At 54.6% G+C, this 26,693-nt stretch carries 20 protein-coding genes; 14 read left to right on the forward strand and 6 right to left on the reverse strand.

Annotated elements, in window-relative coordinates:
• Window positions 1–132 precede the first annotated feature (132 nt).
• The 6 genes from secD to ATK06_RS08480 all read left to right on the forward strand — a co-directional run bounded on the left by secD (window position 133) and on the right by ATK06_RS08480 (window position 9,409).
• Window positions 133–1,962, forward strand: a complete 1,830-nt coding sequence (gene secD, locus ATK06_RS08455; protein WP_098389185.1) for a protein translocase subunit SecD — start codon at window positions 133–135, stop codon at window positions 1,960–1,962.
• Window position 1,963: 1 nt separating this feature from the next.
• Window positions 1,964–3,163 (forward strand): protein translocase subunit SecF, encoded by a 1,200-nt coding sequence (secF, locus tag ATK06_RS08460; RefSeq protein ID WP_048379124.1) that lies wholly within the window; start codon window positions 1,964–1,966, stop codon window positions 3,161–3,163.
• Window positions 3,164–3,402: 239 nt separating this feature from the next.
• Window positions 3,403–4,818 (forward strand): ABC transporter substrate-binding protein, encoded by a 1,416-nt coding sequence (locus ATK06_RS08465; protein ID WP_161795978.1) that lies wholly within the window; start codon window positions 3,403–3,405, stop codon window positions 4,816–4,818.
• A 3-nt stretch (window positions 4,819–4,821) separates the two neighbouring features.
• Window positions 4,822–5,370: an adenine phosphoribosyltransferase gene (locus ATK06_RS08470; protein WP_048379122.1), complete on the forward strand. Its 549-nt coding sequence runs from the start codon at window positions 4,822–4,824 to the stop codon at window positions 5,368–5,370.
• Between the two features lie 43 nt (window positions 5,371–5,413).
• Entirely contained in the window at window positions 5,414–7,699 is a 2,286-nt protein-coding gene (locus ATK06_RS08475) for a RelA/SpoT family protein (RefSeq protein ID WP_169916290.1), read from the forward strand.
• 69 nt (window positions 7,700–7,768) lie between these two features.
• Window positions 7,769–9,409, forward strand: coding sequence for an IS30 family transposase (locus ATK06_RS08480; protein WP_048379854.1), 1,641 nt, complete (start codon window positions 7,769–7,771; stop codon window positions 9,407–9,409).
• A gap of 92 nt (window positions 9,410–9,501) precedes the next feature.
• Here ATK06_RS08480 and ATK06_RS08485 read toward each other — a convergent pair whose 3' ends face one another.
• Together ATK06_RS08485 and ATK06_RS08490 are read right to left on the reverse strand one after the other, a co-directional pair.
• Window positions 9,502–9,777 (reverse strand): hypothetical protein, encoded by a 276-nt coding sequence (locus ATK06_RS08485; RefSeq protein ID WP_098389187.1) that lies wholly within the window; start codon window positions 9,775–9,777, stop codon window positions 9,502–9,504.
• A 184-nt stretch (window positions 9,778–9,961) separates the two neighbouring features.
• Window positions 9,962–10,807, reverse strand: a complete 846-nt coding sequence (locus ATK06_RS08490; protein ID WP_098389188.1) for a peptidylprolyl isomerase — start codon at window positions 10,805–10,807, stop codon at window positions 9,962–9,964.
• A 110-nt stretch (window positions 10,808–10,917) separates the two neighbouring features.
• Here ATK06_RS08490 and ATK06_RS08495 point away from each other — a divergent pair, with 110 nt between their 5' ends.
• Both ATK06_RS08495 and hisS read left to right on the forward strand, forming a co-directional pair.
• Window positions 10,918–11,556: an MBL fold metallo-hydrolase gene (locus tag ATK06_RS08495; protein ID WP_048381980.1), complete on the forward strand. Its 639-nt coding sequence runs from the start codon at window positions 10,918–10,920 to the stop codon at window positions 11,554–11,556.
• Between the two features lie 21 nt (window positions 11,557–11,577).
• Window positions 11,578–12,864 (forward strand): histidine--tRNA ligase, encoded by a 1,287-nt coding sequence (gene hisS / locus ATK06_RS08500; protein ID WP_098389189.1) that lies wholly within the window; start codon window positions 11,578–11,580, stop codon window positions 12,862–12,864.
• On the opposite strand, the gene ATK06_RS08505 is transcribed toward hisS, so the two are convergent.
• The 4 genes from ATK06_RS08505 to ypfJ form a co-directional block, all read right to left on the reverse strand.
• Window positions 12,861–14,237 (reverse strand): L-serine ammonia-lyase, encoded by a 1,377-nt coding sequence (locus ATK06_RS08505; RefSeq protein ID WP_098389190.1) that lies wholly within the window; start codon window positions 14,235–14,237, stop codon window positions 12,861–12,863. The genes hisS and ATK06_RS08505 overlap by 4 nt on opposite strands.
• Before the next feature lie 43 nt (window positions 14,238–14,280).
• Complete coding sequence (locus tag ATK06_RS08510; RefSeq protein ID WP_048381552.1) at window positions 14,281–14,958, reverse strand: FMN reductase; 678 nt, start codon at window positions 14,956–14,958, stop codon at window positions 14,281–14,283.
• Window positions 14,958–16,082: a CE1758 family FMN-dependent luciferase-like monooxygenase gene (locus tag ATK06_RS08515; RefSeq protein WP_048381554.1), complete on the reverse strand. Its 1,125-nt coding sequence runs from the start codon at window positions 16,080–16,082 to the stop codon at window positions 14,958–14,960. The genes ATK06_RS08510 and ATK06_RS08515 overlap by 1 nt, the downstream gene beginning before the upstream one ends.
• 170 nt (window positions 16,083–16,252) lie before the next feature.
• The gene (gene ypfJ / locus ATK06_RS08520; RefSeq protein WP_098389191.1) at window positions 16,253–17,143 is read right to left on the reverse strand and encodes a KPN_02809 family neutral zinc metallopeptidase; all 891 of its coding nucleotides are present in this window, start codon (window positions 17,141–17,143) and stop codon (window positions 16,253–16,255) included.
• A gap of 154 nt (window positions 17,144–17,297) precedes the next feature.
• Between ypfJ and aspS the strand changes: the two genes are divergently transcribed.
• From aspS to mltG, 6 genes are all read left to right on the forward strand, one after another.
• The gene (gene aspS / locus ATK06_RS08525; RefSeq protein WP_048381560.1) at window positions 17,298–19,121 is read left to right on the forward strand and encodes an aspartate--tRNA ligase; all 1,824 of its coding nucleotides are present in this window, start codon (window positions 17,298–17,300) and stop codon (window positions 19,119–19,121) included.
• A 174-nt stretch (window positions 19,122–19,295) separates the two neighbouring features.
• On the forward strand, window positions 19,296–20,612 hold the full coding sequence (locus tag ATK06_RS08530) for a phosphotransferase family protein (protein ID WP_231913509.1): 1,317 nt from the start codon (window positions 19,296–19,298) through the stop codon (window positions 20,610–20,612).
• A gap of 33 nt (window positions 20,613–20,645) precedes the next feature.
• A complete protein-coding gene (locus ATK06_RS08535) occupies window positions 20,646–22,025 on the forward strand; it encodes a replication-associated recombination protein A (protein WP_048381561.1) in 1,380 nt (459 codons plus the stop codon).
• 121 nt (window positions 22,026–22,146) lie between these two features.
• On the forward strand, window positions 22,147–24,834 hold the full coding sequence (gene alaS / locus ATK06_RS08540) for an alanine--tRNA ligase (RefSeq protein ID WP_098389194.1): 2,688 nt from the start codon (window positions 22,147–22,149) through the stop codon (window positions 24,832–24,834).
• Window positions 24,835–25,009: 175 nt separating this feature from the next.
• Entirely contained in the window at window positions 25,010–25,528 is a 519-nt protein-coding gene (gene ruvX / locus ATK06_RS08545; RefSeq protein ID WP_048381562.1) for a Holliday junction resolvase RuvX, read from the forward strand.
• A gap of 11 nt (window positions 25,529–25,539) precedes the next feature.
• A complete protein-coding gene (mltG, locus tag ATK06_RS08550; protein WP_048381984.1) occupies window positions 25,540–26,685 on the forward strand; it encodes an endolytic transglycosylase MltG in 1,146 nt (381 codons plus the stop codon).
• The last annotated feature ends 8 nt before the right edge of the window (window positions 26,686–26,693 follow it).

Here is a 26,693-nt window from a genome sequence, read left to right on the forward strand (position 1 = left end):
TTTTAAGAGTCCAATCCACCTTGCACCACATTTCAAAGTAGGGGTGCGAGGTGGTCGAGTGGTGTTAAATCCACTTTGAGCAGGTGCCGCATTGTTTCAAGAGTCGCGGCAAAAAATAGAGGAGTTTGAGCGTTGGCCAAAACAAATTCTTCGCGTGGTAAAACATCGACCACGCGAACATGGCCGCGGCGAGCACTAGGGGTCTTTGTACTGCTTTTCGTCGCTATTTATGCATTAGTGTTTTTCACGGGGGATAAATCGGCCACCCCGAAGCTGGGTATCGACCTTCAAGGTGGCACGCGCGTCACGTTGGTTCCGCAGGGCCAAGAACCTACTGCAGAACAGCTTGCGCAAGCACGCGTTATTCTGGAGAACCGCGTTAATGGTATGGGCGTTTCTGGTGCCAGTGTTGTTACTGACGGAAATACCTTGGTCATCACGGTTCCTGGTGAGGACACTTCTCAGGCGCGCAGCGTGGGGCAGACATCACAGCTGCTGTTCCGGCCCGTGATGACTCCGGCTATGCCCGACACTAATGAGCTTCCAAAGGTTCTTGGCGATATGGCTAACCGTTGGGTGGAATATTCGGTGATCACGAAGGAGCAGGCTGAGGGCTCCATCAACACGCTAATCCAGGGCTTAAGTTCCGCTTTGCCGGAAGGCAGCGAAGCTCCCAAAGCCCCCGCGATTTCGGCTGAACCAAAGCCTGAACCGGCAAACTCAATTGAAGCGACAGACCGGCGTCAAGAGACCACCGCGATGCTTCGTGAGGATCGCCAATCCACCGATCCCACCACCCAGGCTGCTGCGAGCACCCTTCTGCAGTGTGCAGCGGACACCCCAGATCCACTTTCTGGCACAGACGATCCGGCGTTGCCTTTGGTGACCTGTGACCGTAGCTCGGGTGCCGTCTACCTGCTTGCGCCAGCACCTGTGTTGGTAGGGCAAGAAAACGAAAGTGAACCAGACCGCCTGACAGGTGCTGCGATTGACACTGATCGCCCGATTAACGGTGGATTGAACACTCAAACGGGCCAGATGGAAATCAGTTTTGCCTTTGATAATGGAGCTGGCGGGGAGACGTGGGCGAAGCTGACGCGCGAGTACCTCCAGCAGCAGGTTGCTATTACTTTGGACTCAGAGGTTATTTCTGCGCCTGTTATCCAGTCTCCGACGCCTGTTGGTTCGGCAACGTCCATTACCGGCCAGTTTACGCAGCAAGAAGCGCAAGACCTTGCAAACAACTTGCGGTACGGTGCTTTGCCGTTGTCGTTCGCAGGTGAAAATGGTGAAAGTGGCGGAACTACTCAGACCATCCCTGCGTCCCTCGGTGAGGCCTCTCTTAAGGCTGGCCTCATCGCAGGCATTGTGGGTCTGCTTGCCGTTGCAATCTTCGTATTCATCTACTACCGCCTGTACGGAATTATTTCCATTGTTACCCTGATTCTGGCGAACACGGCTTTGTATGGTGCCCTGGTGCTACTGGGTCGATGGATTGGTTATTCATTGGACCTTGCGGGTATCGCGGGTCTCGTCATCGGCCTCGGTGCAATGGCGGACTCTTTCGTGGTTATCTACGAACGTATTAAGGATGAAGTCCGCGAAGGCCACACTTTCCGGTCAGCTACTCACCGTGGTTGGTCACGGGCCCGCCGCACTATCGTTACCGGTAACATGGTCACGCTCATTGGCTCTGTGGTCATTTACTTCCTCGCCGTTGGGGAAGTCAAGGGATTTGCCTTTACTTTGGGTCTATCGACTGTCTTTGACTTGCTCGTCACCTTCCTAGTCACCGCGCCTTTGATGTTGATGGCAGCGAACAAACCGTTCTGGGCGAAACCCTCGGTAAACGGTATGGGCAAAGTATTCAAGTTGGCTCGGGTGAACAACACTCACGCAGCGGAAGTCGCAGAAGCGAAAGATAAAGTCGCGGCGGCTCATGGCGAGAAGAAGGAGAACTGAGATGGCCACTGACAACTCCTCTGTAGCATCGCGCACCAGCGAGGGACCTGCGGTGAAGCTTAACTTCTTCGATCGCATCACCACCGGTGAAGGTGGCATTGATTTCATCGGGCGTACCAAACTTTGGTACTGGATTACCGCGGTCTGGTTGATTATCAGCGTCGCCGCGATAGCTATCCGTGGCTTTGATTTGTCTATCGACTTTGAGGGCGGCACCAAGATGAATATGCCTGCCGCCGACCTCGTGGTCGAGGAGGTCGAAGAAACTTTTATCGATGCCACCGGAGTAATACCTGAACTAACACAGATCGTCGGTACCGGTAGTACGGCGACACTGGAGATTAATTCTGAGCGGCTCTCAGAAGATCAAATTGAGGATGCACGTCTTGCGCTTTTCGACGAATACGCACCCGTCGATGCAGCCGGCCGGGCGACCCCAGACGCCATCGGTGACTCTACGGTTTCCGAATCTTGGGGGTCGACGATTACCAACCGCATGATCGTCGCAATGGTCGTCTTTTTGATTCTTGCTTTTGTCTATATTGCTGTCCGGCTCCAGCGTGAAATGGCTGCTGCCGCAATGCTGGCTCTCGTAATCGATGGCATTGTCATTGCTGGCATCTATGCGCTATTCGGTCTTGAGGTCTCGCCGGCGGCAATCATTGGTCTGCTTACGGTACTTGCCTTTTCGATCTACGACACGGTAATCGTGTTCGATAAAGTACGAGAAAATACCGAAGGCATTACGCAATCACGAACCCAGACTTACGGCGAAGCGGCGAACGCTGCAGTTAATCAGACAGTAATGCGATCAATTTCAACGTCCGTCATTTCTGGTTTGCCGATTGTGGCCTTGATGGTCGTCGCAGTCTGGATGCTGGGCGTAGGCGCATTACAAGACCTCGCATTGATTCAGCTTATCGGTGTCGTAGAAGGTATGTTCTCCTCAATCTTCTTGGCAACACCACTGTTGGTGTCTATCGCTAATCGCAGGGAAGATATCAAGAAGCACAACGACGAGGTACGCGCGTTCCGTACGGGCGACACCACCACCGTCGGAGACGACGTAGCTGCGCCGGAAACGTCGACGCCACGCACGGTAACCTCACCGGTAGCTCCTGTGGTTGATTCCAAAGACGAGCACGAAAACCTGCCTGGGCCCGGTTCGTCTGGTTCAACGTGGCGCCCGGGTTCGAATTAATCCGAGCAATTATCATGTCGCACACAATAAGTAGTCGCCCGGCGATGCCTCGCCGGGCTTCTGGCCGTTTCATCACGCTGCTATCAGTCTTGTGCCTCGGGACCATTTCGCTTGCAGCGTGCAGTTCGGACGACGTTACAGCTAATGCAAGCTACGAAGATCCTGCGTATGTGTTGAGTTCCGAGGTTGCTACTGTCAATGCAGGTAGCGTCCTAGGTGCGTCGACGAACGCGGAATTGGTGTCTGGGCGCGTTTATCCCGGCGTGTATGTTCCGGGACCTTCCGGGCAGCTAATTCCTAATACTGATTTGATTACCGCGCAAGCTCTGCCAGGTACGCACAAGCAAGTCATTTACACGATTTCTAAGGATGCGGTCCTTGATGATGGAACGCCTTTAACGTGTGCAGATTACTTGCTTTCTTGGACAGCAGGGGTAATGGACAACCAGTTCGACTCAAAAATTCCCATTGCTCAACAGGTGCAGGAATTAGAATGCAAGCCCAATGATCAAAAGTTTACGGTCGTCTTTAAAGAAGATCAGGGCGCTCAGTGGCGTGCTTTATTCGGCCCCGGAGAGGTTTTGCCATCCGCGCCCATTCGACGCCGCCTAGGTCTCTCTGAAGAGGAGTTTGTTAGTCAGCTTCATTCTCAAGACCCGTCCCTTGTTGCTCCAATCGCTGAAGCGTGGAACACGGCCTTTGATTTTGCGGAGTTCCAACCTGACATGCATTTATCCTATGGGCCCTACAAAGTAGAAGGGGTCGGGGATAAGGGGCAAGTTACTCTTTCTCGAAATGAAAACTATTACGGGGATATGGCTAGTATTCCTCGCATAGCATTATGGCCTGCATCAACTGACGTTCGCCACTTGAACGATAGTGGAAAGATTTATGTAGCGGACATTAAGGCTGCCGATTATTCGTGGGTTGATCGCAACGACCCTAAAAACCCCTATTCGATCGCCGAGCAATCGGGCATTCTTGTCGACAGCCTGATTTTGGGCACGGGTGGGCCTTTTGCTACCGCGGAAGGACGGAGAGCATTCAATGCGTGCGTCGATCAAAAAGCTGTAGCTGCTGCCTCTTCTGAGGTGAGCGGGCAAGACGTGGCACCTCAGGGGCTGAGGTCTGTGGCCCCCAACGATCCTGTCCGTAACTCGCTGGTCGATATTTCCGACAGAGTAATGGCCGTCGACCCGATAAGCGCGGAACAGCTCCGTGGCTCTACTATTCGTATCGGCTATTTAGGCGAGGATCAACGTAAATCTGAAATGATTACGGCGATTAAGCAATCCTGCGCGCCGTTTGGCATCGAGGTCGTTGACGTACATGACACCGCCGGCGGACACCTAGGTGATTTGGCTGCTACCGAATTCGATATATACGGAAATGCCGTCGATAAGCCAGGAGAAATGGATGCAGTTTTGAAAGCTGTCGATCCTGTCACCGAATACGGCAATGTAGGGATTGCAAATACTAAGTCCGGTGATTATCGGTGGGCGGAAGATACTATCGATGCGGTGACACCGACGATTCCACTGTCCACACAGCCACGGACTTTCATAATTCACCGCGATATGGGAAATGTAGTTCCTTACACTGGCCTTACCGGTATTGGTTGGAACATTGACCGTTGGAAAATTCAAGAAGGATAAACCATGAGTGTAGTAATTGAGAAAGCTCGAGAGGCGTTAAACCGTAAAGTTCGTCACGTGGAGGATTTCCCGGAGAAAGGCGTGATTTTCCAGGACCTTACTCCGGTGCTTGCAGATGCTGATGCCTTCCAAGCAGTTGTTAAGGGTTTAGCTGAAGCTGCGCGCAAACTCGGTGCAGATTTGATCGGCGGGCTCGATGCTCGCGGATTCCTACTGGGCGCTGCGGTTGCTTATGAACTCGAGGTGGGCATTTTGGCGATTAGGAAAAAGGGCAAGTTGCCGCCACCTGTTTTCACTGAGGAATATGAACTTGAATACGGCAGCGCAGCGTTAGAGATTCCCGCAGAGGCAATGGACCTTGAGGGCAAAAAAGTGGTGCTTATCGACGACGTGCTCGCTACCGGCGGAACATTGTCAGGGGCACGCAAACTGTTGGAACGTGCAGGTGCTGAATGTGCTGGCAATGTAGTTGTGCTCGAAGTTCCTGAATTGGGCGGCCGGAAAAAGTTGGAGGGGACACCAGTCGTGGTGTTGAATTCTTCCAACGACTAATATCAGGACCTCCTCCAGAAATGCTTTAGGTAAGGTTGAATCTATGAGCAGTGATAACCGGGTTCGTGGCCGTGGCGGAATGAGCGTGCGCGGGATGTCTGCCCGGCTTGCTCGCAGCTTAACCGGTAACAGAGGCGCGCGGATTAATCCCGTTTTGGAGCCGTTGCTGAGTATTCACCGCCAGTTTCATCCTAAAGCGGATGGGCTGATCCTCGATCGTGCCTACTCGACTGCTGAACGGCTTCACGACGGCGTATTCCGCAAGTCAGGGGAGCCGTACATTACACATCCCCTCGCAGTTGCTACTATTGCCGCAGAAATTGGTATGGATACAACAACGCTCGTCGCTGCTCTTTTGCACGACACCGTTGAGGATACCGATTACACGCTAGACGATCTCACCCAAGACTTTGGTGAGGAAGTAGCGCGACTAGTTGATGGCGTCACCAAGCTGGACAAGGTTGCGTTGGGTGCCGCAGCCGAGGCCGAAACCATCCGCAAGATGATTGTTGCAATGGCCCATGACCCACGCGTGCTCGTCATCAAAGTCTCTGACCGGCTGCACAACATGCGCACAATGCGTTTCTTGCCCCCGGAGAAGCAGGCCAAAAAAGCGCGTGAAACGCTGGAGGTAATAGCGCCGCTTGCGCATCGCCTTGGTATGGCCAGCGTGAAATGGGAATTGGAAGACCTTGCCTTCGCTATCCTGTACCCGAAGAAATATGACGAGATAGTTCGTCTGGTAGCTGATAGGGCACCGCAGCGTGATAATGCTCTCGCGGACATTAAGACCCGTGTGGAGTCCGCGCTTAAAGAAAATAATATTGAAGCCGTTGTGATGGGGCGTCCTAAGCACTATTGGTCTATTTATCAGAAGATGATTGTGCGTGGCCACGAGTTTGACGAAATATTTGACCTTGTGGGCATCCGCGTCCTTGTTGACTCAGTTAATGACTGTTACGCCGCGATTGGTGTGGTTCACTCCCTGTTTTCAGCTATGCCGGGCCGCTTCAAGGACTATATCTCCGCTCCACGCTTCGGTGTATACCAGTCCTTGCACACTACCGTGATGACAAATTCGGGGCGCCCACTTGAAGTGCAGGTTCGTACACATGAAATGCACTACAACGCGGAATACGGTATTGCGGCGCATTGGCGGTACAAGGAGACCAAGGGGAGCCACAAAGGTGACTCCAATGAGGTCGACCAGATGGCGTGGATGCGCCAACTTTTAGATTGGCAAAAGGAAGCAGCAGATCCTAACGAGTTCCTTGACTCCTTGCGCTACGATCTCACGTCGAAACAGATTTTCGTATTCACTCCCAAGGGCGACGTGGTAAATCTACCGGTTGGTTCGTGTCCCGTTGACTTTGCCTACGCTGTGCACACCGAGGTTGGCCACCGTTGCATTGGCGCGAAGATAAACGGGAAACTCGTAGCCTTAGAAACTAAGCTCAACTCCGGTGACCGCGTGGAAATCTTCACGTCTAAGGATCCGAAGGCAGGACCGTCCCGTGGCTGGCAGGATTTCGTGGTGTCGCCGCGTGCAAAATCCCGCATTCGCCAGTGGTTTACCAAGGAGCGCCGCGACGAACACATCGTCGCCGGCAGGGATGCTTTGGCTGCAGAAATGCAGCGGGGTGGCCTGCCTATGCATCGGCTATTTACAGCCCAGACGATGAAAGAGATGGCTACCCAGTTCCATTATCCCGATGTGGAAGCCCTCTACGCTGCCGTAGGCGCCGGACATGTTTCTGCGCAATCTATTGCGCAACGGCTTGTGTCTATCTTCGGAGACGAGACTTCCGCTGAAGATGAGCTCGCTCGCCGTATCCCGTTTTCTGAGCTTATGCACTCTCGCGCAGCAGCCCATGCGTCTGACTCGGGAATCCTGGTTGAAGGCAATCCTGATGTTTTAGCGAAGTTGGCCAAATGCTGTGAGCCAGTTCCGGGGGACGCAATTTTTGGATTCATCACGCGCGGCGGCGGGGTGTCCGTGCACCGTATGGACTGTACTAATGCGCAGAAGCTGCATGAAGAAGACGCGCGCATTGTCACTGTCGCATGGGCGCGCGAATCGACGTCTTCAATATTTACTGCAACGGTTCAAGTTGAAGCTTTGAACCGGGACGGTTTGCTGATGGATATCACACGTGCAGTTACGGAGCAGAAGCTTTCGGTAAACGCAATGAACTCCCATGTCAACGATGACAATGTGGCTACGTTGCGCTTCACGTTTACGGTGTCCGACGCGAAGCAGCTGGGTGCTGTCATGACACTCTTGCGTAACATTGAGGGTGTGTTCGACATCTACCGCGTGATTGCTTAGATGCTGTTAGTGCTCTAGACCCCTTAAGTTCAGAGGGTCGTTGCAACACTTTCCCTAAGGAGTGTGGCAATGACTACCAGTTATGGGCCTTATCATTCGTTATCCGAGTCTGATCGTGTACGACTAATCGCGTTAGTGACACGCGGTCGCAGCGTGCGTTCCTCCGCCTATGAAATCGGCTGTAACTACGGACATGCGTTAAATTTTTGCCACGCCCACAAACTCATCGAACCACGCAAGAGACAACGACCACTTAATCACAACACCCCGGTTATCAAAGAGTTCCTGACACGTGTTCGACATGGACAATCAGTCCACGCCGCGGCAGTTCAATGCGGAATCAATGACACTGCTGCGTATGCGATTGCAATGGATGCCGGCTGTCATATCCGCTTAAGCAGGTACCAGCGCAGGGTTCGGCAGACTCAACTTCGTGTGGAATACCTCCGGCTACGTTTAGCAAGTGTGCCTTCTGGTGATGCTGGGCGTGCACTCGGTATTGAGAGATCGATGAGGCAAGATTTCGAACGCGGTCTGTTTAAAACAAACGGCTCACGCAAAGAGTTCGTCGGTGTTGGTATCGATGCCATCACGTATAAAAGACTTATGATCACGCTGCGCCAACGCCATGATCTCGTTGACTCTGGACGATTGCGTCCACCGGCATTGCCACATGGGGTTGATCCATACAAACCTATTAGCGCTCGCTATATCTGCTTCGAAGAACGAGTACTTATTGCTGATTTGCTGCGTGAGCATACCTCGGTTCGTGAAATCAGTCGCCGACTTGGGCGAAGTGCTTCATCAATTGCTCGAGAAATTAGACGCAATCGCAGTGCGGAAGGCCCGTATCGTGCAGAAACTGCTCAGTTGAAAGCGTGCGCACGTCGGCTGCGTCCTAAACTACCCAAGTTATTAGCAGATAAACGATTATGGGAGTACGTGTGTAATGGGTTGCGGGCACAATGGTCGCCTGAACAGATTGCTCATCGACTCCCTGTTGATTTTCCCGATGACAAGGACATGCGTATTAGCCACGAAACTATCTACGATGCTTTCTACCTGCAGTCGAAAGGTAAGCTCAGTGAGCTAGGTTTGACACTGCCTCGGGGTAGGAAGAAACGCAAGAAACGACTCCCCCGGGTTGACACTCCTACTCAGCAACGATTCGTTGATGACATGATCATGATCGATGAACGACCTGAAGAAGTCGCTGAGCGTATTTTGCCTGGACACTGGGAAGGGGACCTCATTTTAGGCAAAAATAACAAATCAGCAGTGATCACTTTGGTGGAACGTGTCAGCAGGTTCGTCGTGTTAGGTCACCTGCCTGGGCGCCATAGCAGTGATGAGGTACTTGCAGCGTTAAAGAAAACAGTTGGCACGATCGACGAAGCGATGTGGTCATCGATTACCTGGGATCAGGGAAGCGAGATGGCTGGTCATAAGGCTTTTACGATGGCTACAGATATACCCATTTATTTCTGTCATCCTGGTTCACCATGGGAACGTGGAAGTAACGAGAATACTAACGGGCGACTCCGGCGGAATCTTCCGAAAAGTAGTGATTTGTCAGTCTACAGCGCACATGATCTTGAAATGATTGCCAATATCCACAACCACACACCACGTAAAGCATTGCAATGGAAGACTCCGGCGGAAGTTATGGCAGAGGCTCTGGCACAAACCGGTAGCATTAGACGGGATTAATCGTCGTTGTTGCAACGACCCCTAGAATTCAAGCCCGTTAAATGGCATGAAAAAACCGCTGAACTAGCGTTCAGCGGTTTTCGTGTAAGCGCTTACTTCAGGAAACGCTGTGCGAAGGTGAAGGCGGTGGTCAGAGCGCCGATTACAGCGGTGACGATGCCGATCCACGCACGGATTTCCTTGGGAGTGACGTCCTCGGAGGAAGACTTCGAGGAGTCATCGTTCTTTGCAGTCTTGCCAGTGTTAGCTGCGCCTGCAACGACAGTGTCGTTGGAAACCTCAGTTGCGGATGCGGTTGCGCCTGCGCCGGTGAGCAGAGCGATGGAAGCAGCGCCAGCGACCAGTGCCTTACGCGAGAAAAGCTTCATAAAAATCAATTCCTTCACAGATGGAGGAGGGTACGTACGGTTAACAGATGATACTTCAACGATTCTAAAGACGCAACACTATAGAATAATATTTTTTTAAAATGTCCAGTGCGCTCCTCAAGCAGGTCAGATAGAGAAAACGCCTGCGTTAGTTTCCTACGCAGACGCTTTCTTTACTGAAAATTTACTTTATGGTCGCACTCTTGATACGTACTTCTTCGGCGGGGGCACCATCTCCGGAACCAGATGATTCCGTGCCTTTTTCCGCGATTGAATCCAGGGTATTCAGACCTTCATCAGAAATCTGGCCGAAGTAGGTGTAATCCGGAGCAAGCGGAGAGTCCTTGTAATTGAGGAAGAACTGCGAACCGTTGGTACCCGGACCCGCATTAGCCATTGCGATCGAACCGCGTGGGTAAATTACTGGACCAATCGAGGAATCGGTTTTCTCATCAGTGGGGTACTCGTTGGCGAATTGGAAGCCAGGGCCGCCGGCACCGGTTCCTGTGGGGTCGCCGCACTGCAGGACGTAGATGCCAGATGTGGTCAGTCGGTGGCAGACGGTGTCGTCGTAGTAGTTGTTTTCGACGAGGTGTTCAATAGCGTTAACGGTGCATGGTGCTGTTTCGCGGTCGAGTTCCATGCTGATCTTGCCTTGAGTGGTGTCTAGTTCCACGTTGACGGTTCCGCGTGCGGAAACATTCTCTGTTTTAGCAGGCGGGGTGGCACCCTTTGCTGCTTCACCTGCTGGTTCGTAGGTGCAGGATACGGTTTCAGGCAGCTGTTCTTCACGCTTCATGGAGAGCGGTGTGTACTCTGCTGTGGTGGTTTCGGAGGTGGATTCTTCTGCGACTACATCCTCGTTGGAGTCTTGGGTGGCAAAGTACCAAATACCTGCAACAACACCGACGATCACCACAAGAGAGGCTGCTACTACCGCAGCGGGACCGCTCTTCTTCTTACGTTCACGGCTCTTGAGGGCTTTGTCCAGTTTCTCTAAGGCTTCATCGCCTCGCTGGGTGTTCGTCATGTGGTTGTTCTTTCTTTTTCGGTGTATTTGTCCATACTCCGGACAGCGTTGTCGGTTTATTGTAGCGTCCCTTAACCCCGGCCCGGGCAATGGCCATTATGCTGGAGTGTATGCAAATTCTGGGTTTTCCGGCAGGACCGTTTAAAACCAATTGTTACCTGGTTCAACGCGACGGACTTGTGTCAATCATCGATCCCGGCATGCACGCGGCGGGGCGGATTCGGCAGACCGTCCAGGATAATGGCTGGTCGGTGGATAAAATTGTGCTCACGCATGGGCATATCGACCACACCCGCGACGCGGCGGAACTCGCTAAAGAATTCGATGTAGACGTTTATTGCCATCCGGATGATGCTTTTATGTTACTGCGTGGGGAAGGGGTGTCTGACCAGACAGCGTTATTGTTTGATGCCCAGTCTATGGACCCCATCACAGCCCCAGAGTCGCTTCTCGACGACCAAACACTCACCCTCGCCGGGGCCGAATTCACGGTTAAGCATTGTCCAGGTCATTCTCCTGGGTGCGTGATACTGGTAGGGGAGGACGTGGTATTCAGCGGTGATGTCTTGTTCCGCGGAGCGATCGGGCGGGTGGATTTGCCACATTCTGACCCAGAGGCGATGCGTAAGTCTTTGGCTGGCCCGGTGTGGGCGCTTGCTGACAAACTGGCAGTTTTGCCGGGCCATGGGCAGACCAGCACGATGGAGTACGAGCGCGAAACTAACCCCTTTCTTCAACACCTTCGTTAGTTCGGGTTACCATGGGTAACCGTGAGTAATAAAGGCAAGTACCAGGCACATAAAGCCCCAAAGGGCGTTCCCGATTACGTCCCCCCAGTCTCGGCCATGTTCACGGCAGTTAGGGACACATTTATCCAGCAAGCGCATCTAGCTGGGTTCCAGCATATTGAGTTGCCGGTATTTGAAGAGACGGAACTCTTTGCCCGTGGCGTGGGTGAGTCTACGGACGTCGTCAGCAAAGAAATGTATACATTCGCTGATCGCGGTGGGCGTCCAGTCACCTTGCGCCCAGAAGGCACCGCAGGTGTGATGCGCGCGGTGATTCAGCACAACCTTGATCGCGGTCAATTGCCGGTCAAGCTCAATTATGCTGGTCCGTTCTTCCGTTATGAACGTCCGCAGGCCGGACGTTACCGGCAGTTGCAGCAGGTCGGGGTGGAAGCCATTGGTGTCGATGACCCGGCCTTGGATGCTGAGGTCATCGCGTTGGCTGACCGCTCTTACCGTTCACTGGGGTTGAAGGGCTTTCGCCTGGAACTGACTAGTTTGGGCTGTTCAGAATGCCGCGCGGCATACCGTGAGGTTTTGCAGGGCTTCCTGTTCGAACTTCCATTGGATGAGGAAACGCGCAAGCGAGCCGAGATTAACCCCTTGCGCGTCCTCGACGATAAACGCGCTGAGGTCCAAGAGATGACGGCAGACGCGCCGCTTATGCCAGACCACCTGTGCGATTCCTGCCAGGAACACTTTGACACGGTGCTTCAGCTCCTCGATTCCATGGGTGTTGAATACACGCTCAACAAGCGCCTCGTGCGTGGTCTCGACTACTACACAAAGACGACCTTCGAATTCGTCCATGATGGCCTCGGCGCGCAGTCGGGCATCGGCGGGGGTGGGCGCTACGACGGTCTCATGGCGCAGCTGGGTGGTCAGGACCTATCAGGTATTGGCTACGGGCTTGGTGTTGATCGAACTGTCCTCGCTCTGGAAGCAGAAGGTATTACCGCTGAAGATCTGGGAGTCCAGCGCCGCGTTGACGTCTACGGCGTAGCCTTAGGCGCAGCGGCGAAGAAGCACATGGCGGTGCTGGTAAACCAGTTGCGCAGTGCAGGTGTCGCCACTGACATGTCGTATGGAGACCGCGGACTCAAGGGGGCGATGAAGGGAGCTGACCGAGCTCAGGCCCAATATGCGTTAGTCCTCGGCGATTCCGAGCTTGAGGCAGGCACCGTCACTGTGCGCGACCTAGCCGCCCACGAGCAAGAAGAGATCGCTCTTGGTGAAGTCCAGGCCTACATCGAAAAGAAGTTGGCCTAACACTCTGGGAAGCTCACTGGCATCCCCAAGGTGACCGCAAGCCCACCGGCTGCGGTCTCTTTGTATTTAGTAGACATATCTCGACCGGTCCGCGCCATGGTGATAATCGCATCGTCCAGGCGAACCAAGTGGGTGCCGTCGCCAAGCATGGCAAGACGCGCGGCATTGATTCCTTTTACAGCGCCGATGGCGTTGCGCTCTATACAAGGAATCTGGACTAGTCCACCAACAGGATCGCACGTGAGCCCGAGGTTGTGTTCGAGAGCGATCTCTGCGGCATTATCAACCTGTAAAGGACTTGCTCCAAGTACGGCAGCGAGACCAGCCGCAGCCATCGCAGAGGCAGAACCTACTTCGCCCTGGCATCCAACTTCCGCACCAGAGATAGAGGCGTTTTCCTTAATTAAGGAGCCAATCGCACCGGCTGTGAGGAAGAAATCATAAATCTGACTTGAGCTGAGGGGCCCGAGGAATTTGTCGGCGTAGTGTACAACTGCTGGGATAATCCCTGCTGCACCATTCGTGGGAGCCGTGACTACTTGACCACCCGCGGCGTTTTCTTCGTTGACGGCCATCGCGAAGAGATTCACCCATTCCATGGCATCAAAACCGGCAGCCTGCAAGCGCGGGTGAGCATCAGACATCGCAGCAAAGATCGCGGGGGCGCGACGTTTGACAGCCAATCCGCCCGGGAGCACTCCGGAGGTGTGAAGGCCGTTGTCTACGCATGTGCGCATGACATTCCAGATGGCGTCGATGTGCTCGTGAACATGTGCAATTCCACCTGTTGTTGCGTGCATGGCTTCTTCGTTTGCTGCCATGACACCAGCGACCGTGAGCCCTTGCTGTTGGCAGTGAGCGCTGAGCTCCGCCCCAGTGCTGAAAGGATAGGGAACATCGTGGATGGCAGCTACAGCTTCGCTCGCCGGATTCTCACCTTGCAATTCCGCTGCTGAGGCAATGAATCCACCACCGACAGAATAGAACTCTGCGTACACCCCACTTGCAGTACTAAAAACCATCCCATTTGGGTGTCCGGGCAGCGCAATCGGGTTAAAGTTCAACTGGTAGGCCACAGTGCCACCCGGGCCTGTTACTGATCCAACCACCGGTACATTTTCTCCTAACCGCGGGGATACATCAGCGGGGCAGGAAGTCGGGGTGTAGCCAGCTAAGCCAAGTATGGTAGCGCGATCCGTGCCGTGACCGCGGCCGGTAGATGCCAAGGAGCCACGAAGTTCTACAACAATTTCTTCATTTCGGACTCCCGGATTTTCCTCGATGAAGCGCAGGGCAGCGCGCATAGGGCCGACCGTGTGGGAAGAGGACGGGCCAATTCCGATTGTGAATAAGTCGGTAACGCTAATTGCCACGTTGAGCCTCTCACATTAGAAAAACAGAATGCGACTTAGTTTACTAAGAAGAGGCCGAGCCGTCATGTCCCTGGAGCAATTCAGAAAATGGTGTGAACTCCTCCATGGCATCAGTTCCGGATGTTCGGCGTTGAATAGCACCCCGGGCGGTCACTCCGCCCAAACCTCCGACGGAGTCACGCTGGGTGACCATGTACTCGGCCAACTCGCCGGCGGCACGGGAAATTCTTTCGGTAAGAAGTTGGCCAGCTTCTCCACCGAAATCTTCTGTCGCTGCAAATATGCCGGTGGGCATGACGTTGGCGCGCAGATAAGAAAACAGTGGGCGCATTGCGTAGTCGAGTACGAGAGCGTGGCGTATCGAACCGGCCGTGGCTGCCACTATGACTGGCATGTCTATGAGAGCAGTGTTCTCCAGCACGTCGAAGAACAACTTAAACAGGCCACTGTAACTTGCTTTGAAAACAGGAGTGACAGCGATGAGTCCGTCAGAATTGTGGATGGTGTTCCGGAGGTCGTCGATAAGCGGAGTGGGTAACCCGCCGGTGACCATAAACTGGGCTAACTCAGTGGCGTAGTCCTTGAGCTCTAAAACTGTAACTTCTGCTTCTTCGCCTCGGGCAGAAACAGCAGTCTGTGTTGCCGCAGCGATCTGATCGGCTACGTGTCGGGTTGTAGAAGGGGTAGAAAGCCCCGCCGTGATCACAGTCAGTTTCCGCATTAGTTATTCTCCTTTCGTGGTGCCCCGGGGTGGACCTCAAAGTGGGGGCCTGACATCGCGGACTTCAGTGATGCGTGAGTGGGTGGTTCCGCGGGAACGTGGTCTGGTCGGCGTGCCTCCATTCTGCGGCGCAACTCGGGCACAACGTCACGTCCAAGCCGTTCAATCTGGTCCAACACGACTTCCTGCGGTAAGCCGGCGTGGTCGACGAAGAAAAGCTGACGTTGATAATCACCGACCCAGTCTGCAAACTGCATGGTGCGTTCGATAACTTGCTCTGCAGTACCGACGGTCAACGGCGTAATCTCCGTGTATTCCTCCAAGGACGGGCCGTGCCCATACACCGGAGCGTTGTCGAAGTAAGGGCGGAAGAAGTCCTTCGCCTCCTGTTCGCTATCCGCGATGAATGTTTGCCCGCCTAAGCCGACAATTGCTTGGTCAGCACGGCCGTGGCCATATGCTTCGTACCTGTTGCGGTACAAGTTCACCATTTTTGCGGTGTGCTCTTTGTTCCAAAAAATGTTGTTGTGGAAGAAGCCATCGCCATAGAAGGCGGCTTGTTCGGGGATTTGTGGAGAACGAATCGAACCGTGCCACACGAATGGGGGGACGTCGTCTAGCGGCCAGGGGGTTGACACGTAGCCCTGCAACGGGGTTCTGAATTTCCCCTGCCAATTTACGGGGCGTTCGCGCCACAGCTTGCGTAACAAGTGATAGTTTTCCACTGCCAGTGGGATGCCTTGCCGGATATCTTTACCAAACCACGGGTATACCGGCCCTGTGTTACCTCGCCCCAGCATGAGGTCGTTTCGCCCTCCATACAAGTGCTGCAGGAAGGCGTAATCTTCGGCGATTTTCACGGGATCGTTCGTGGTGATGAGCGTCGTCGACGTCGACAAGATAATTCGTTGTGTCTTTGCGGCAATGTAGGCCAAGTGTGTAGTTGGCGACGACGGCACAAATGGGGGATTGTGGTGCTCGCCGGTTGCAAAGACGTCGAGACCGACTTCCTCGGCTTTCAGGGCTATCTCTGTCATTGCGTTGATACGTTCGTGTTCACTTGGCTTAATGCCGGTTGTGGGGTCGACCGTGACATCGCCGATCGTCATGATTCCGAACTGCATCTTTACAACCTTTCTCCGTTCACAGTGCTTGTGACGTGTCAACAATGTGAAAGTGTTTTTATTCCACAACAAAGACCACCTGCACAAACTCCGGATTCGGATGGAGTGTAGGTGGCCTGATAGTGTATGTCGCTTATCGACGTCGCCTCCGGGGTGGTACGCCTTCTCTTCTACTGTGCGTAGACGCCGCGGTCCAAGAGGTCGCATTGCGCCATGCTTCCCGACCTATAACCCGCCATGAACATCTGTTGGCGTTGCTCTGAAGAGCCGTGGGTGAAGGAATCGGGGTTGACCGAGCCTCCGGAACGGCGTTGGATATTGTCGTCGCCAACGGCGCCCGCGGTTTCGACAGCGGTTCGGAGCTGCTCCGGTGTGATTTGTTGGAGGTCACCAAACTGGCTGTCATCTGCCCAGTGGGCCCACACGCCTGCGTAGCAGTCTGCTTGTAGCTCAATTTTGACCGCGTTGGACTCTGCGCCAGGGTCGTTGTAGTTGGACAACCCCAGGGTTCCCTCAAGGTTCTGGATATGGTGTCCGAACTCATGGGCAACGATGTACATCTGGGCTAGGGGCGCGTTCGTGCCGCCGAAACGCTGTAGCTGATTGAAGAAGGAAACGTCTAAATACACGGTGTTATCTGCAGGGCAGTAGAAAGGACCGGTTGCTGCGGAAGCTACTCCGCACCGTGACTGGACCGAATCTTGGAAGATAGTGACCCCGGGTTCGGTGTATTCGAGGCCGGCCTGCTGGGGGAGTACCTGGCTCCACACTTCATCGACGGAATAGGCGGTGTAGAGCACACGGCAGTCGTCGTATTGATTGGCGTCTGCGCCGGTTTGGCAATGATCTAACGAGTAATCTTCGCCAGACTCAATAGATTGCTTCGGATTTTGGTTGCCGCCCAAGATGGCATCCAGGTCATTCGGGTTGCCGCCAAGGAACAAGAAAAGCGCAACGAGGGCCAGGCCCCCGATTCCGCCCACGCCGGCAACAGCGCCTTTGCGGCCTTTGGATGTGCGTACGCGGGAGGAGTCCCGGGATAAGTCGTCGCGAAAAGTCATAAGACTCATACTAGGCGAGGACTTAGGCGTCACGGGCATGAATTAGTCCAAAGGCTCGGGCCTGGGGGCATAACCGTCACGAACCTGAGGCGGGTACTATCATGGACGTCTAGCAGATTTTAAGAATATTCAATGTGGAAGGACGTAACGTCTCGTGCTACGTACTCATCTGGCTGGTTCGCTCCGTAAAGAGAATGCCGACAACACCGTAACCTTGACTGGTTGGGTTGCGCGTCGTCGTGACCATGGTGGCGTCATTTTCGTAGACCTGCGTGATCGTTCCGGAATTGCGCAGGTAGTTTTCCGTGACAGCGCGGTCGCCGAACAGGCCCATGATTTGCGCAGTGAATACTGCATTCAGGTCACAGGCACGGTAGAGGAGCGCCCTGAAGGTTCCACGAACCCGAACCTGCCTTCTGGTGATATCGAGGTCAACGTAACGGAGCTAGAGGTCCTCAACGCCTCGGCGCCATTGCCATTCCAAATTGACGATCCTTCCTCCTCTGGCGAGGTCGGCGAGGAAACTCGACTGAAGTACCGTTACCTGGATTTGCGTCGTAAGGAGCAGGGCGATGCACTGCGTCTGCGTTCGAAGGCAAACCGTGCTGCTCGTGAGGTTCTTGATTCTCACGATTTCGTGGAGATTGAGACCCCAACCTTGACCCGATCGACCCCCGAAGGTGCTCGTGACTTCCTGGTTCCAGCACGTTTGCGACCGGGTTCGTGGTACGCACTCCCGCAGTCCCCACAGCTGTTCAAGCAGCTGCTCATGGTTTCGGGTATGGAGCGTTACTACCAGATCGCACGCTGCTACCGCGACGAGGACTTCCGCGCAGACCGTCAGCCTGAATTCACCCAGCTTGACGTGGAGATGAGCTTCGTTGACCAAGATGATGTCATCGGCCTGGCCGAAGAGATTGTGGTAGCGCTGTGGCGCCTCATTGGTTACGAGATTCCTACTCCGATTCCTCGTATGACCTACAAGGAAGCTATGGAGAAGTACGGCTCCGATAAACCTGACCTGCGCTTCGACATTGAAATCGTTGAGTGCACCGACTTCTTCAAGGACACCACGTTCCGCGTCTTCCAAAACGAGTACGTCGGTGCTGTCGTCATGGAAGGTGGCGCTTCCCAGCCACGTCGCCAGCTGGATGCATGGCAGGACTGGGCAAAGCAGCGCGGTGCTAAGGGCTTGGCCTACATCCTTGTTGGTGAAGACGGCGAGCTCGGTGGCCCAGTTGCAAAGAACATCACCGACGCGGAGCGTGCTGGTATCGCAGAGCACGTTGGTGCTAAGCCAGGCGACTGCATCTTCTTTGCGGCTGGTGATGCCAAGAGCTCCCGTGCTTTGCTGGGCGCCGCGCGTGGTGAAATTGCAAACAAGCTCGGCCTGATCAAGGAGGGCGACTGGGCCTTTACGTGGGTCGTTGACGCCCCACTGTTCGAGCCATCGGCTGATGCGACAGCATCTGGTGATGTCGCCTTGGGGCACTCCAACTGGACTGCTGTCCACCACGCGTTCACTTCGCCGAAGCCTGAGTGCTTGGACTCCTTTGATACCGATCCTGGCTCTGCAACGGCATACGCGTATGACATCGTCTGCAACGGCAACGAAATCGGTGGCGGTTCCATTCGCATCCACCGTCGCGATGTCCAGGAACGCGTGTTCAAGGTTATGGGCATCTCGGAGGAGGAAGCTCAAGAGAAGTTCGGCTTCCTGCTCGATGCATTTGCTTTCGGCGCTCCACCACACGGAGGTATCGCCTTTGGTTGGGACCGCATCGTCTCCCTGCTGGGCGGTTTTGACTCCATCCGTGACGTTATTGCTTTCCCGAAGTCCGGCGGTGGCGTCGACCCACTGACAGATGCTCCTGCACCTATCACCCCGCAGCAGCGCCGTGAGGCTGGCGTTGACGCCAAGCCGAAGAAAGACGAGGCGGCAAAGAAGGAAGAGTCTGCGCAGAAAAGCGACGCGTAGCTCTTAAGCGAATAACTATTCGGCAATGGACCGATGAAATCGCTACACTAGGTGAAGCTAGTGTGCAGTGACACAATGCGCTCCTGCAACGCGGGAGCGCATTTTACTGTGTGCCAGAGGTTCACAATTGGTAATCAGTACATGCCCTTTGGTTGGGCGCCCAAGGAGATCACCGTGACAGGTAGTGAAGCAGCACCCGACAGCAGTCAGGCTGAGGCCCAGGCGGATTCAGGCGGCGTCACAAGGCTGGGGGGTAGCTCAGCGCCTACCTACGAGGACATCATCGTTACCGCTGAGGAACTATTGTCCACGCGCTTCGGTGGCGCACAGCAGCTTAGTGATGTAGAACGTTTGACTGGATCTGGTACCTCTGTTGTCTTGCGTTGCCGTGTAGTGACCAATCCATTCCTTCAGGAACGCTCTGTCGTGGTGAAATACATACCGCTGACAGATGATGAACTTGACGATGCCGCCCTCGTCCGCGAAATCGTGGCCTACCAATTCACCACATCACTCCATGAGGATGTCCGCCCTGGGCCGGTGCTGCTGGCGCACGACATCGCGCAACGTATTATTGTGCTTACCGACTCGGGCCGTGGCGACACCTTCGCTGAGCTCCTGGACAAGGGCAATAGTGACCAACGTATTCACATACTGCGCAACCTTGGTGAAGCACTAGGACTTATGCATGTAGGCACAGCCCCGAAGGAGCAAGGCTTTGAAATTCTACGTGCCCGAATGGCGAAGAAACATCCAAGCGCCGCGAAGGTGAACCACCTCCGCCTCAAAACAAAGGAATTTACTATCCAGCGTGGCTTCGAGTTGCTCCGTGACGCAGACATTGAGGTACCGGATACGGTAATTCTGCTAGCAGAAGCAAGTTCATCGCTCATGCACACGGGCCACCGGGCGTTTACTCCATATGACTTATCGCCTGACAACATTATTGTTGCGGAGCGTACCCATTTCTTGGATTACGAATGGGCTGGATTCCGCAACGTTGTCTTTGATCTCGCGTCGGTAGTGGCGGGGTTCCCGCAATACTTGTTTGAATACCCGATTACTAGTGATGAGGCTGATCTGTTCCTTGAAGCGTGGCAGCGCGAGGCAGCCACGGTGTGGCCGGATGTCCAGGACGATGAGGCCTTGCACATTTCGATTGCGACGGCCGTGCTTGGGCTTGCAATCAGCGGTTTGACCATGATGCACTACGGCAGCTCGCACAACATTGTCGCCGCGGTGGCTGCCTTGGGAGACTATGAAACGGTGATTACTCCCGACTCAAGTGAGGTCACTCCTATTCGCCGCTTGCTAGCGCCCGCCGGCAGTGTTGAGTTCAGTAGGGAAGAGTTGCTCATGCGCCGAGATTTGTATGAAACGACGGAGGCATTGGCTCGTTTTGCTGTTCGGGGCAGGGACACCCGACTACTGGTCGTCGCCGATTTTGCGCGCAGATTCTCTGAGCTTCTCGACGACCACCTGGAACGGTGACCAACGCTCCCCAGAAAGGAATCCTGATCGATAGTGGCCCAAGACTCACTGTTTGGCCAACCGCATAATTCGCAGCCGAAGCGTACGTCCAGCCATGCTCCGTCGAGAGGCGAAGCTTCATCGTTTTTTGCGGTTGGACCTGATGCGCCCTTAGCTGCGCGTATGAGGCCCCGTAGCCTCGACGAAGTAGTAGGGCAAGAGCATGTTCTCGGCGAGGGCACTCCGTTGCGGAGGCTCATCCAAGGGCACGGTGCTGCATCGGTTATTCTTTACGGTCCTCCGGGGACTGGAAAGACCACTATTGCGAGCCTGATTTCTGCCACAACCGGGCACAACTTTATCGGGCTGTCAGCGCTTAATTCTGGAGTGAAGGAGGTGCGCGCGGTCATAGACCAAGCGCGCCGTGATTTAATCTACGGCCAGCAAACGGTCCTTTTTATTGACGAGGTACACCGGTTTTCTAAAACTCAGCAGGATGCCCTTCTAGCTGCTGTGGAAAACCGCACAGTACTGCTCGTGGCCGCCACGACCGAGAATCCGTCTTTTTCCGTTGTGGCACCGCTTCTTTCGCGGTCTTTGCTCCTTAACCTGCAACCGCTTTCCGACGACAACATTCGCACAGTGCTCCTCCGGGCCATCGCAGATGATCGTGGACTAGCAGGACGCATTACTGTTGCAGACGAAGCTGTCGACCACATCGTTCGTGTTTCTGGTGGCGATGCGCGCCGGAGTCTGACCTATCTTGAGGCGGCTGCTGAAGGAATTAGCGATGGTGGGGAGCTCACCGCCGAGGACGTTGCCGCAAACGTTCAAAAAGCGGTGGTCCGATACGACCGCGATGGCGATCAGCATTACGACGTAACGAGTGCTTTTATCAAGTCCATTAGAGGCTCAGATGTGGACGCCGCGTTACATTATTTAGCCCGCATGATCGATGCAGGGGAGGACCCGCGGTTTATTGCGCGGCGGCTGATAATTCATGCCAGCGAGGACATTGGGATGGCTGATCCCACAGCACTGCAGACTGCAGTTGCAGCAGCACAGGCAGTGGCCCTTATCGGATTACCAGAAGGGCGTATCACCTTAGCGCAAGCAACGATCCACCTAGCTACTGCACCGAAATCAAACGCCGTTATAGCCGGTATTGACGCCGCCTTAGCTGATGTACGCAACACAAACATCGGCCACGTGCCGGCGCACCTCCGCGACGGACATTACGAAGGCGCCAAGAAACTGGGGCACGCCATCGGTTATGTGTACCCGCATGACGATCCGAAGGGCATCGTCAAGCAACAGTATCTACCCGACGAGCTCAAAGACGCCGTCTATTACACGCCGACAGACCACGGTCATGAAGGCCGCATTCAGGCATTAGTTGGACGTCTTCGCAAGATTGTGCGCGGTAAGGGGTAAACTCTGTGCTTACGTCTAGCAGCAATTGGCACTCACGCGTTGAGCCCACGGTGATGCGCGCGCCGTTGTATGCTTAAAAACATTGTTCTACGTGCAGAAACTAAAGTGAGGGAAAACCACAGTGCACACTCATGAAATCCGCGAGCGGTTCACACAACACTTCGTGAAAGCAGGTCACCAAGAAGTCCCTAGTGCTTCCCTGATTCTCGACGACCCGAACCTGCTCTTCGTGAACGCTGGCATGGTTCCCTTCAAGCCCTACTTCTTGGGGCAGCAGAACCCACCTTTTCCCAACGGAACTGCTACCTCCATCCAGAAGTGTGTACGCACGCTCGACATCGAAGAGGTGGGTATCACCACTCGCCACAACACGTTCTTCCAGATGGCAGGTAACTTCTCCTTCGGGCAGTACTTCAAAGAGGGAGCTATTACACATGCATGGACCCTGCTGACTGGTTCCCTCGAAGACGGTGGATTGGGCCTTGACCCGGAGCGTCTCTGGGTAACGGTATACCTTGATGACGACGAGGCCGCGGATATCTGGCACGAAAAAATCGGCATTCCACGTGAGCGCATTCAGCGGCTCGGCATGGAGGACAACTACTGGTCAATGGGTATTCCTGGGCCGTGCGGTCCGTGCTCAGAAATCTATTATGACCGTGGCCCTGAATACGGCAAAGAAGGCGGTCCAATTGCTGATGACAACCGCTACATGGAAATCTGGAACCTGGTCTTCATGGAAAAGGAACGCGGCGAAGGTATTGGCAAGGGTAACTTCGAAATCGTCGGAGAACTGCCTAAGAAGAACATCGATACGGGTCTTGGTATCGAACGTGTCGCGTGCATCCTGCAGGGCGTAGACAACGTTTATGAGACCGACTTGCTGCGTCCGGTTATCGACGCAGCTGAGTCTGCGACCGGCGCGAAGTACGAAGACCCAGCTGCAGATCGCTCCGAAGATATTCACTTCCGCGTTATCGCCGACCACTCGCGTACCGCAATGATGCTCATTCTCGACGGTGTCACTCCGTCGAATGAGGGCCGTGGCTACATTCTTCGCCGTCTGCTTCGTCGCATCGTGCGCTCGGCCCGCCTCCTCGGGGCAACTGGTCCGACGATGGCCACTTTCATGGACACGATCATGGACACAATGACGCCGTCCTACCCAGAGATCGCGGAAAACCGTGAACGCATCATGCGGACCGCGGTCACTGAAGAAAAGGCCTTCCTGAAGACGCTCGAGGCTGGTACGCAGCTGTTCGACAACGCGGTCGCAGAACTCAAGGAAACAGGCTCCACCACCTTGGCTGGCGCTAAGGCCTTCGAGCTCCACGACACCTACGGTTTCCCGATCGACCTCACTCTGGAAATGGCTGCCGAAGCAGGCCTGAAAGTCGATGAAAAAGGCTTTGAAGCTGCGATGTCTGAGCAGCGTGCAAGAGCCAAGGCTGATAACCGGGCTAAGAAGCATGGTCACGCTGACCTGACGGTTTATCGTGATTTCGTGGATAATCACCCGACGGAATTCGTCGGCTACGACAACCTGACTGCCGAGTCCAAGGTCCTTGGCCTGATTCATGACGGCAAGCAAGTTTCAGAAGCCCCAGTTGGATCGGACGTAGAGGTCATTTTAGACCTGACTCCGATGTACGCAGAGTCTGGCGGCCAGCTCGGTGACCGTGGCACTATCCGTACCGGTGACACTGTCTTGGACGTCAAGGATGTCCAGCGTATTGGTAAGAAGCTGTGGGTTCACCGTTCCACCGTGACCGAAGGTGGTTTGAGTGTCGGCGATACCGTGACCACAGACGTTGACGCTGCTTGGCGTCACGGTGCTCGCCAGGCTCACTCTGCAACGCACCTCATCCATGCCGCCCTGCGTCAAGTTCTCGGCCCAACGGCGGTCCAGGCAGGTTCCATGAATCGCCCTGGTTACATGCGTTTCGACTTCAACTACACAGAGCAGCTCACCCCAGAGCAAATTGCTGAAATCCAGCAGATTGCTAACCAGGCAGTCGATATCGACTGGGACGTCAACACGTTCGAAACTACCCTGGACAAGGCGAAGGAAATGGGTGCTTTGGCACTCTTCGGCGAGAACTACGGCAACCAGGTACGTGTTGTTGAAATTGGTGGCGCAGACTTTTCCATGGAACTGTGCGGTGGCACGCACGTGGCGCACTCGTCGCAGATTGGCCCGATTTCTGTGCTGGGTGAGTCCTCCGTGGGATCAGGTGCGCGCCGCATCGAGGCGTACACTGGCTTGGACGCATTCAACTTCATGTCGAAGGAAACTGCCCTGGCGTCTGGTCTTGCGGAGTCGCTGAAGACCCCGACCGACGATCTGCCTGAGCGTATTGCTGCACTGACCAAGCGCCTGCACGACGCCGAGAAGACTGTTCAGGCACTGCAACGTGCGCAACTAGCTGCTAAATCCGCCGACTTTGTTGCCGGTGCTCGCACCATTAACGGTATCCGTGTGGCTGCTGCCCAAGTTCCTGACAACGTCGCGGGTGGCGATCTACGCGTCCTCGCAACAGAGGCGCGGGGGCATCTGCCCTCTGATCAGCCCGCTGTCGTCGTGTTCGGGTCCCGTGATGAATCCAAGAATTCAGTGGCCTTCGTTGTAGCGGCGAACCCGCTTGCCGTTGAACGTGGGGTCAAGGCAGGGAACCTAGTTAAGACCCTTGGCCAGTACATTGATGGCCGTGGCGGTGGCAAGCCGGAACTGGCCCAAGGTTCGGGAACCAAGCCTGAGGGGCTCAAGGCCGGTTTTGAGGCTATTGCCGAAGAACTGGAGAACCTCTAAGGATTTTATTAAAGGCGTGGGTATGTTACCCACGCCTTTATTCATGGCACCATTGCTTGTACTATGTGAAGTTATCGTTTCTTTATATTCGGTTGTGCGCAGCCGGGGAGCGATGCTGGCATGCGTCACCTAATGCGGTGGTAGGCAAGACCGGACTAGATAGGTAAGAAAATCCATGAGCTTAGAGGCAGATATTCCAGGTGCTCAAGACCCTGGGGAGGGGCGACGCATCGGTATCGACGTCGGCAAAGCCCGCATAGGCGTAGCGGTATCAGACCGCGCTGCGATGTTAGCCACGCCCGTCGAGACTGTTTATCGTTTAACCGGTACGAATGACTCGGACCAAGCCGACATCGATGACCTCGTGGACATCATCACGGAATACGAGGCTGTCGAGGTAGTCGTAGGATTACCCAAGACCTTGAAAAATAAGGGGTCAGCGAGTGCCCTTGATGCAGCCGATATTGCTCGCCGCATAACTCGCAGAATATCGCCTATTCCAGTTCGGCTTGCCGACGAACGCTTAACCACCGTAGTCGCACAAAGCGCACTGCACGCTTCAGGCGTGAATACTAAGAAGGGGCGGTCGGTCATCGATCAGGCTGCTGCTGTTGAAATTTTGCAAACGTGGCTCGACGGGCGCTCGAACTATTTGTCGAGGGCAGCGCAAGAATCTGAAGGAGAAACATTGTGAGTTACCGCAATATGGAGCCCAAGTTCGTCAAACGCAGGCAGCGAGGTCTTGCCGTTCTCATCGCCGCGGTTGTTCTCATCGTCGCTGCCATTATTTACATAGGAGTGAAGCTGACGGAAAGCAACGACTATGAAGGTTCCGGAAACGGAGTCACTGCGCTCGTTGAGGTTCCCGAGGGTTCGTCTCTTTCGGAGCTTGGGCCAGATCTTGAAGAGAAGAATGTAGTCAAGACCAATGAAGCTTTCCAGTCGGCTGCTTTCATGCATCCTATGGCATCAACGTTGAAGCCAGGTTTCTACAAGCTGCAGGAGCAAATGAGCGCTGAGGCTGCCGTCAATGCGCTATTGAGCCCAAGCCAGTACCAGATTGAAATGCTGGACGTGCACGGTGGCGCTACGTTGATGGACGTGAAAGTTGTCGGCGGCCAGACTCGCGAAGGGATTTATTCGCAGATTTCTCGCCTGAGCTGTGCGGAAAGTGAATCGGGTGACTGCGTCAGCGTCGAAGAGCTACAGCGTGTGGCCGCTACCACTGCTCCGGAGCAGCTTGGCGTTCCCGAGTGGGCGCTTGAGCCTGTGAAATCTCGCGGTGATGACCCGAAGCGCATTGAAGGGCTGATTCGTCCGGGCCAATACATTATCGACCCAAATAAGTCCGCACAAGAAATCTTGACTGACCTGATAACGCGTTCCGCGGAGTACTACAACTCCACTAACATTGTGGGTCGTGCCCAGGAAATCGGGTTGACCCCGTATGAGCTTCTCACTGCTGCCTCCTTGGTCGAGCGTGAGGCACCAGCTGGTGACTTTGACAAGGTTGCCCGCGTTATCTTGAACCGCTTGGATGAGCCAATGCGATTGGAATTTGATTCCACGGTGAACTATGGCCTCGACGACGTGGAAGTCGCGACAACTACAGAGGACCGCCAGCGCGTCACTCCATGGAATACCTACGCTTCGGATGGTCTTCCAGCTACCCCGATTGCGGCACCTTCTGATGACGCCATCGCAGCCATGGAGAATCCCGCAGACGGTAACTGGTTGTTCTTCGTCACCGTCGACAAGTCTGGTCGCACGGTATTCAATGACACCTTCGACGCACACCAACAGTCAGTCCAGGAAGCACTACAATCCGGAATATTAGACAGTAACCGCTAATCACTATG

Source organism: Corynebacterium renale (genome assembly GCF_002563965.1).
Lineage (GTDB): Bacteria > Actinomycetota > Actinomycetes > Mycobacteriales > Mycobacteriaceae > Corynebacterium > Corynebacterium renale.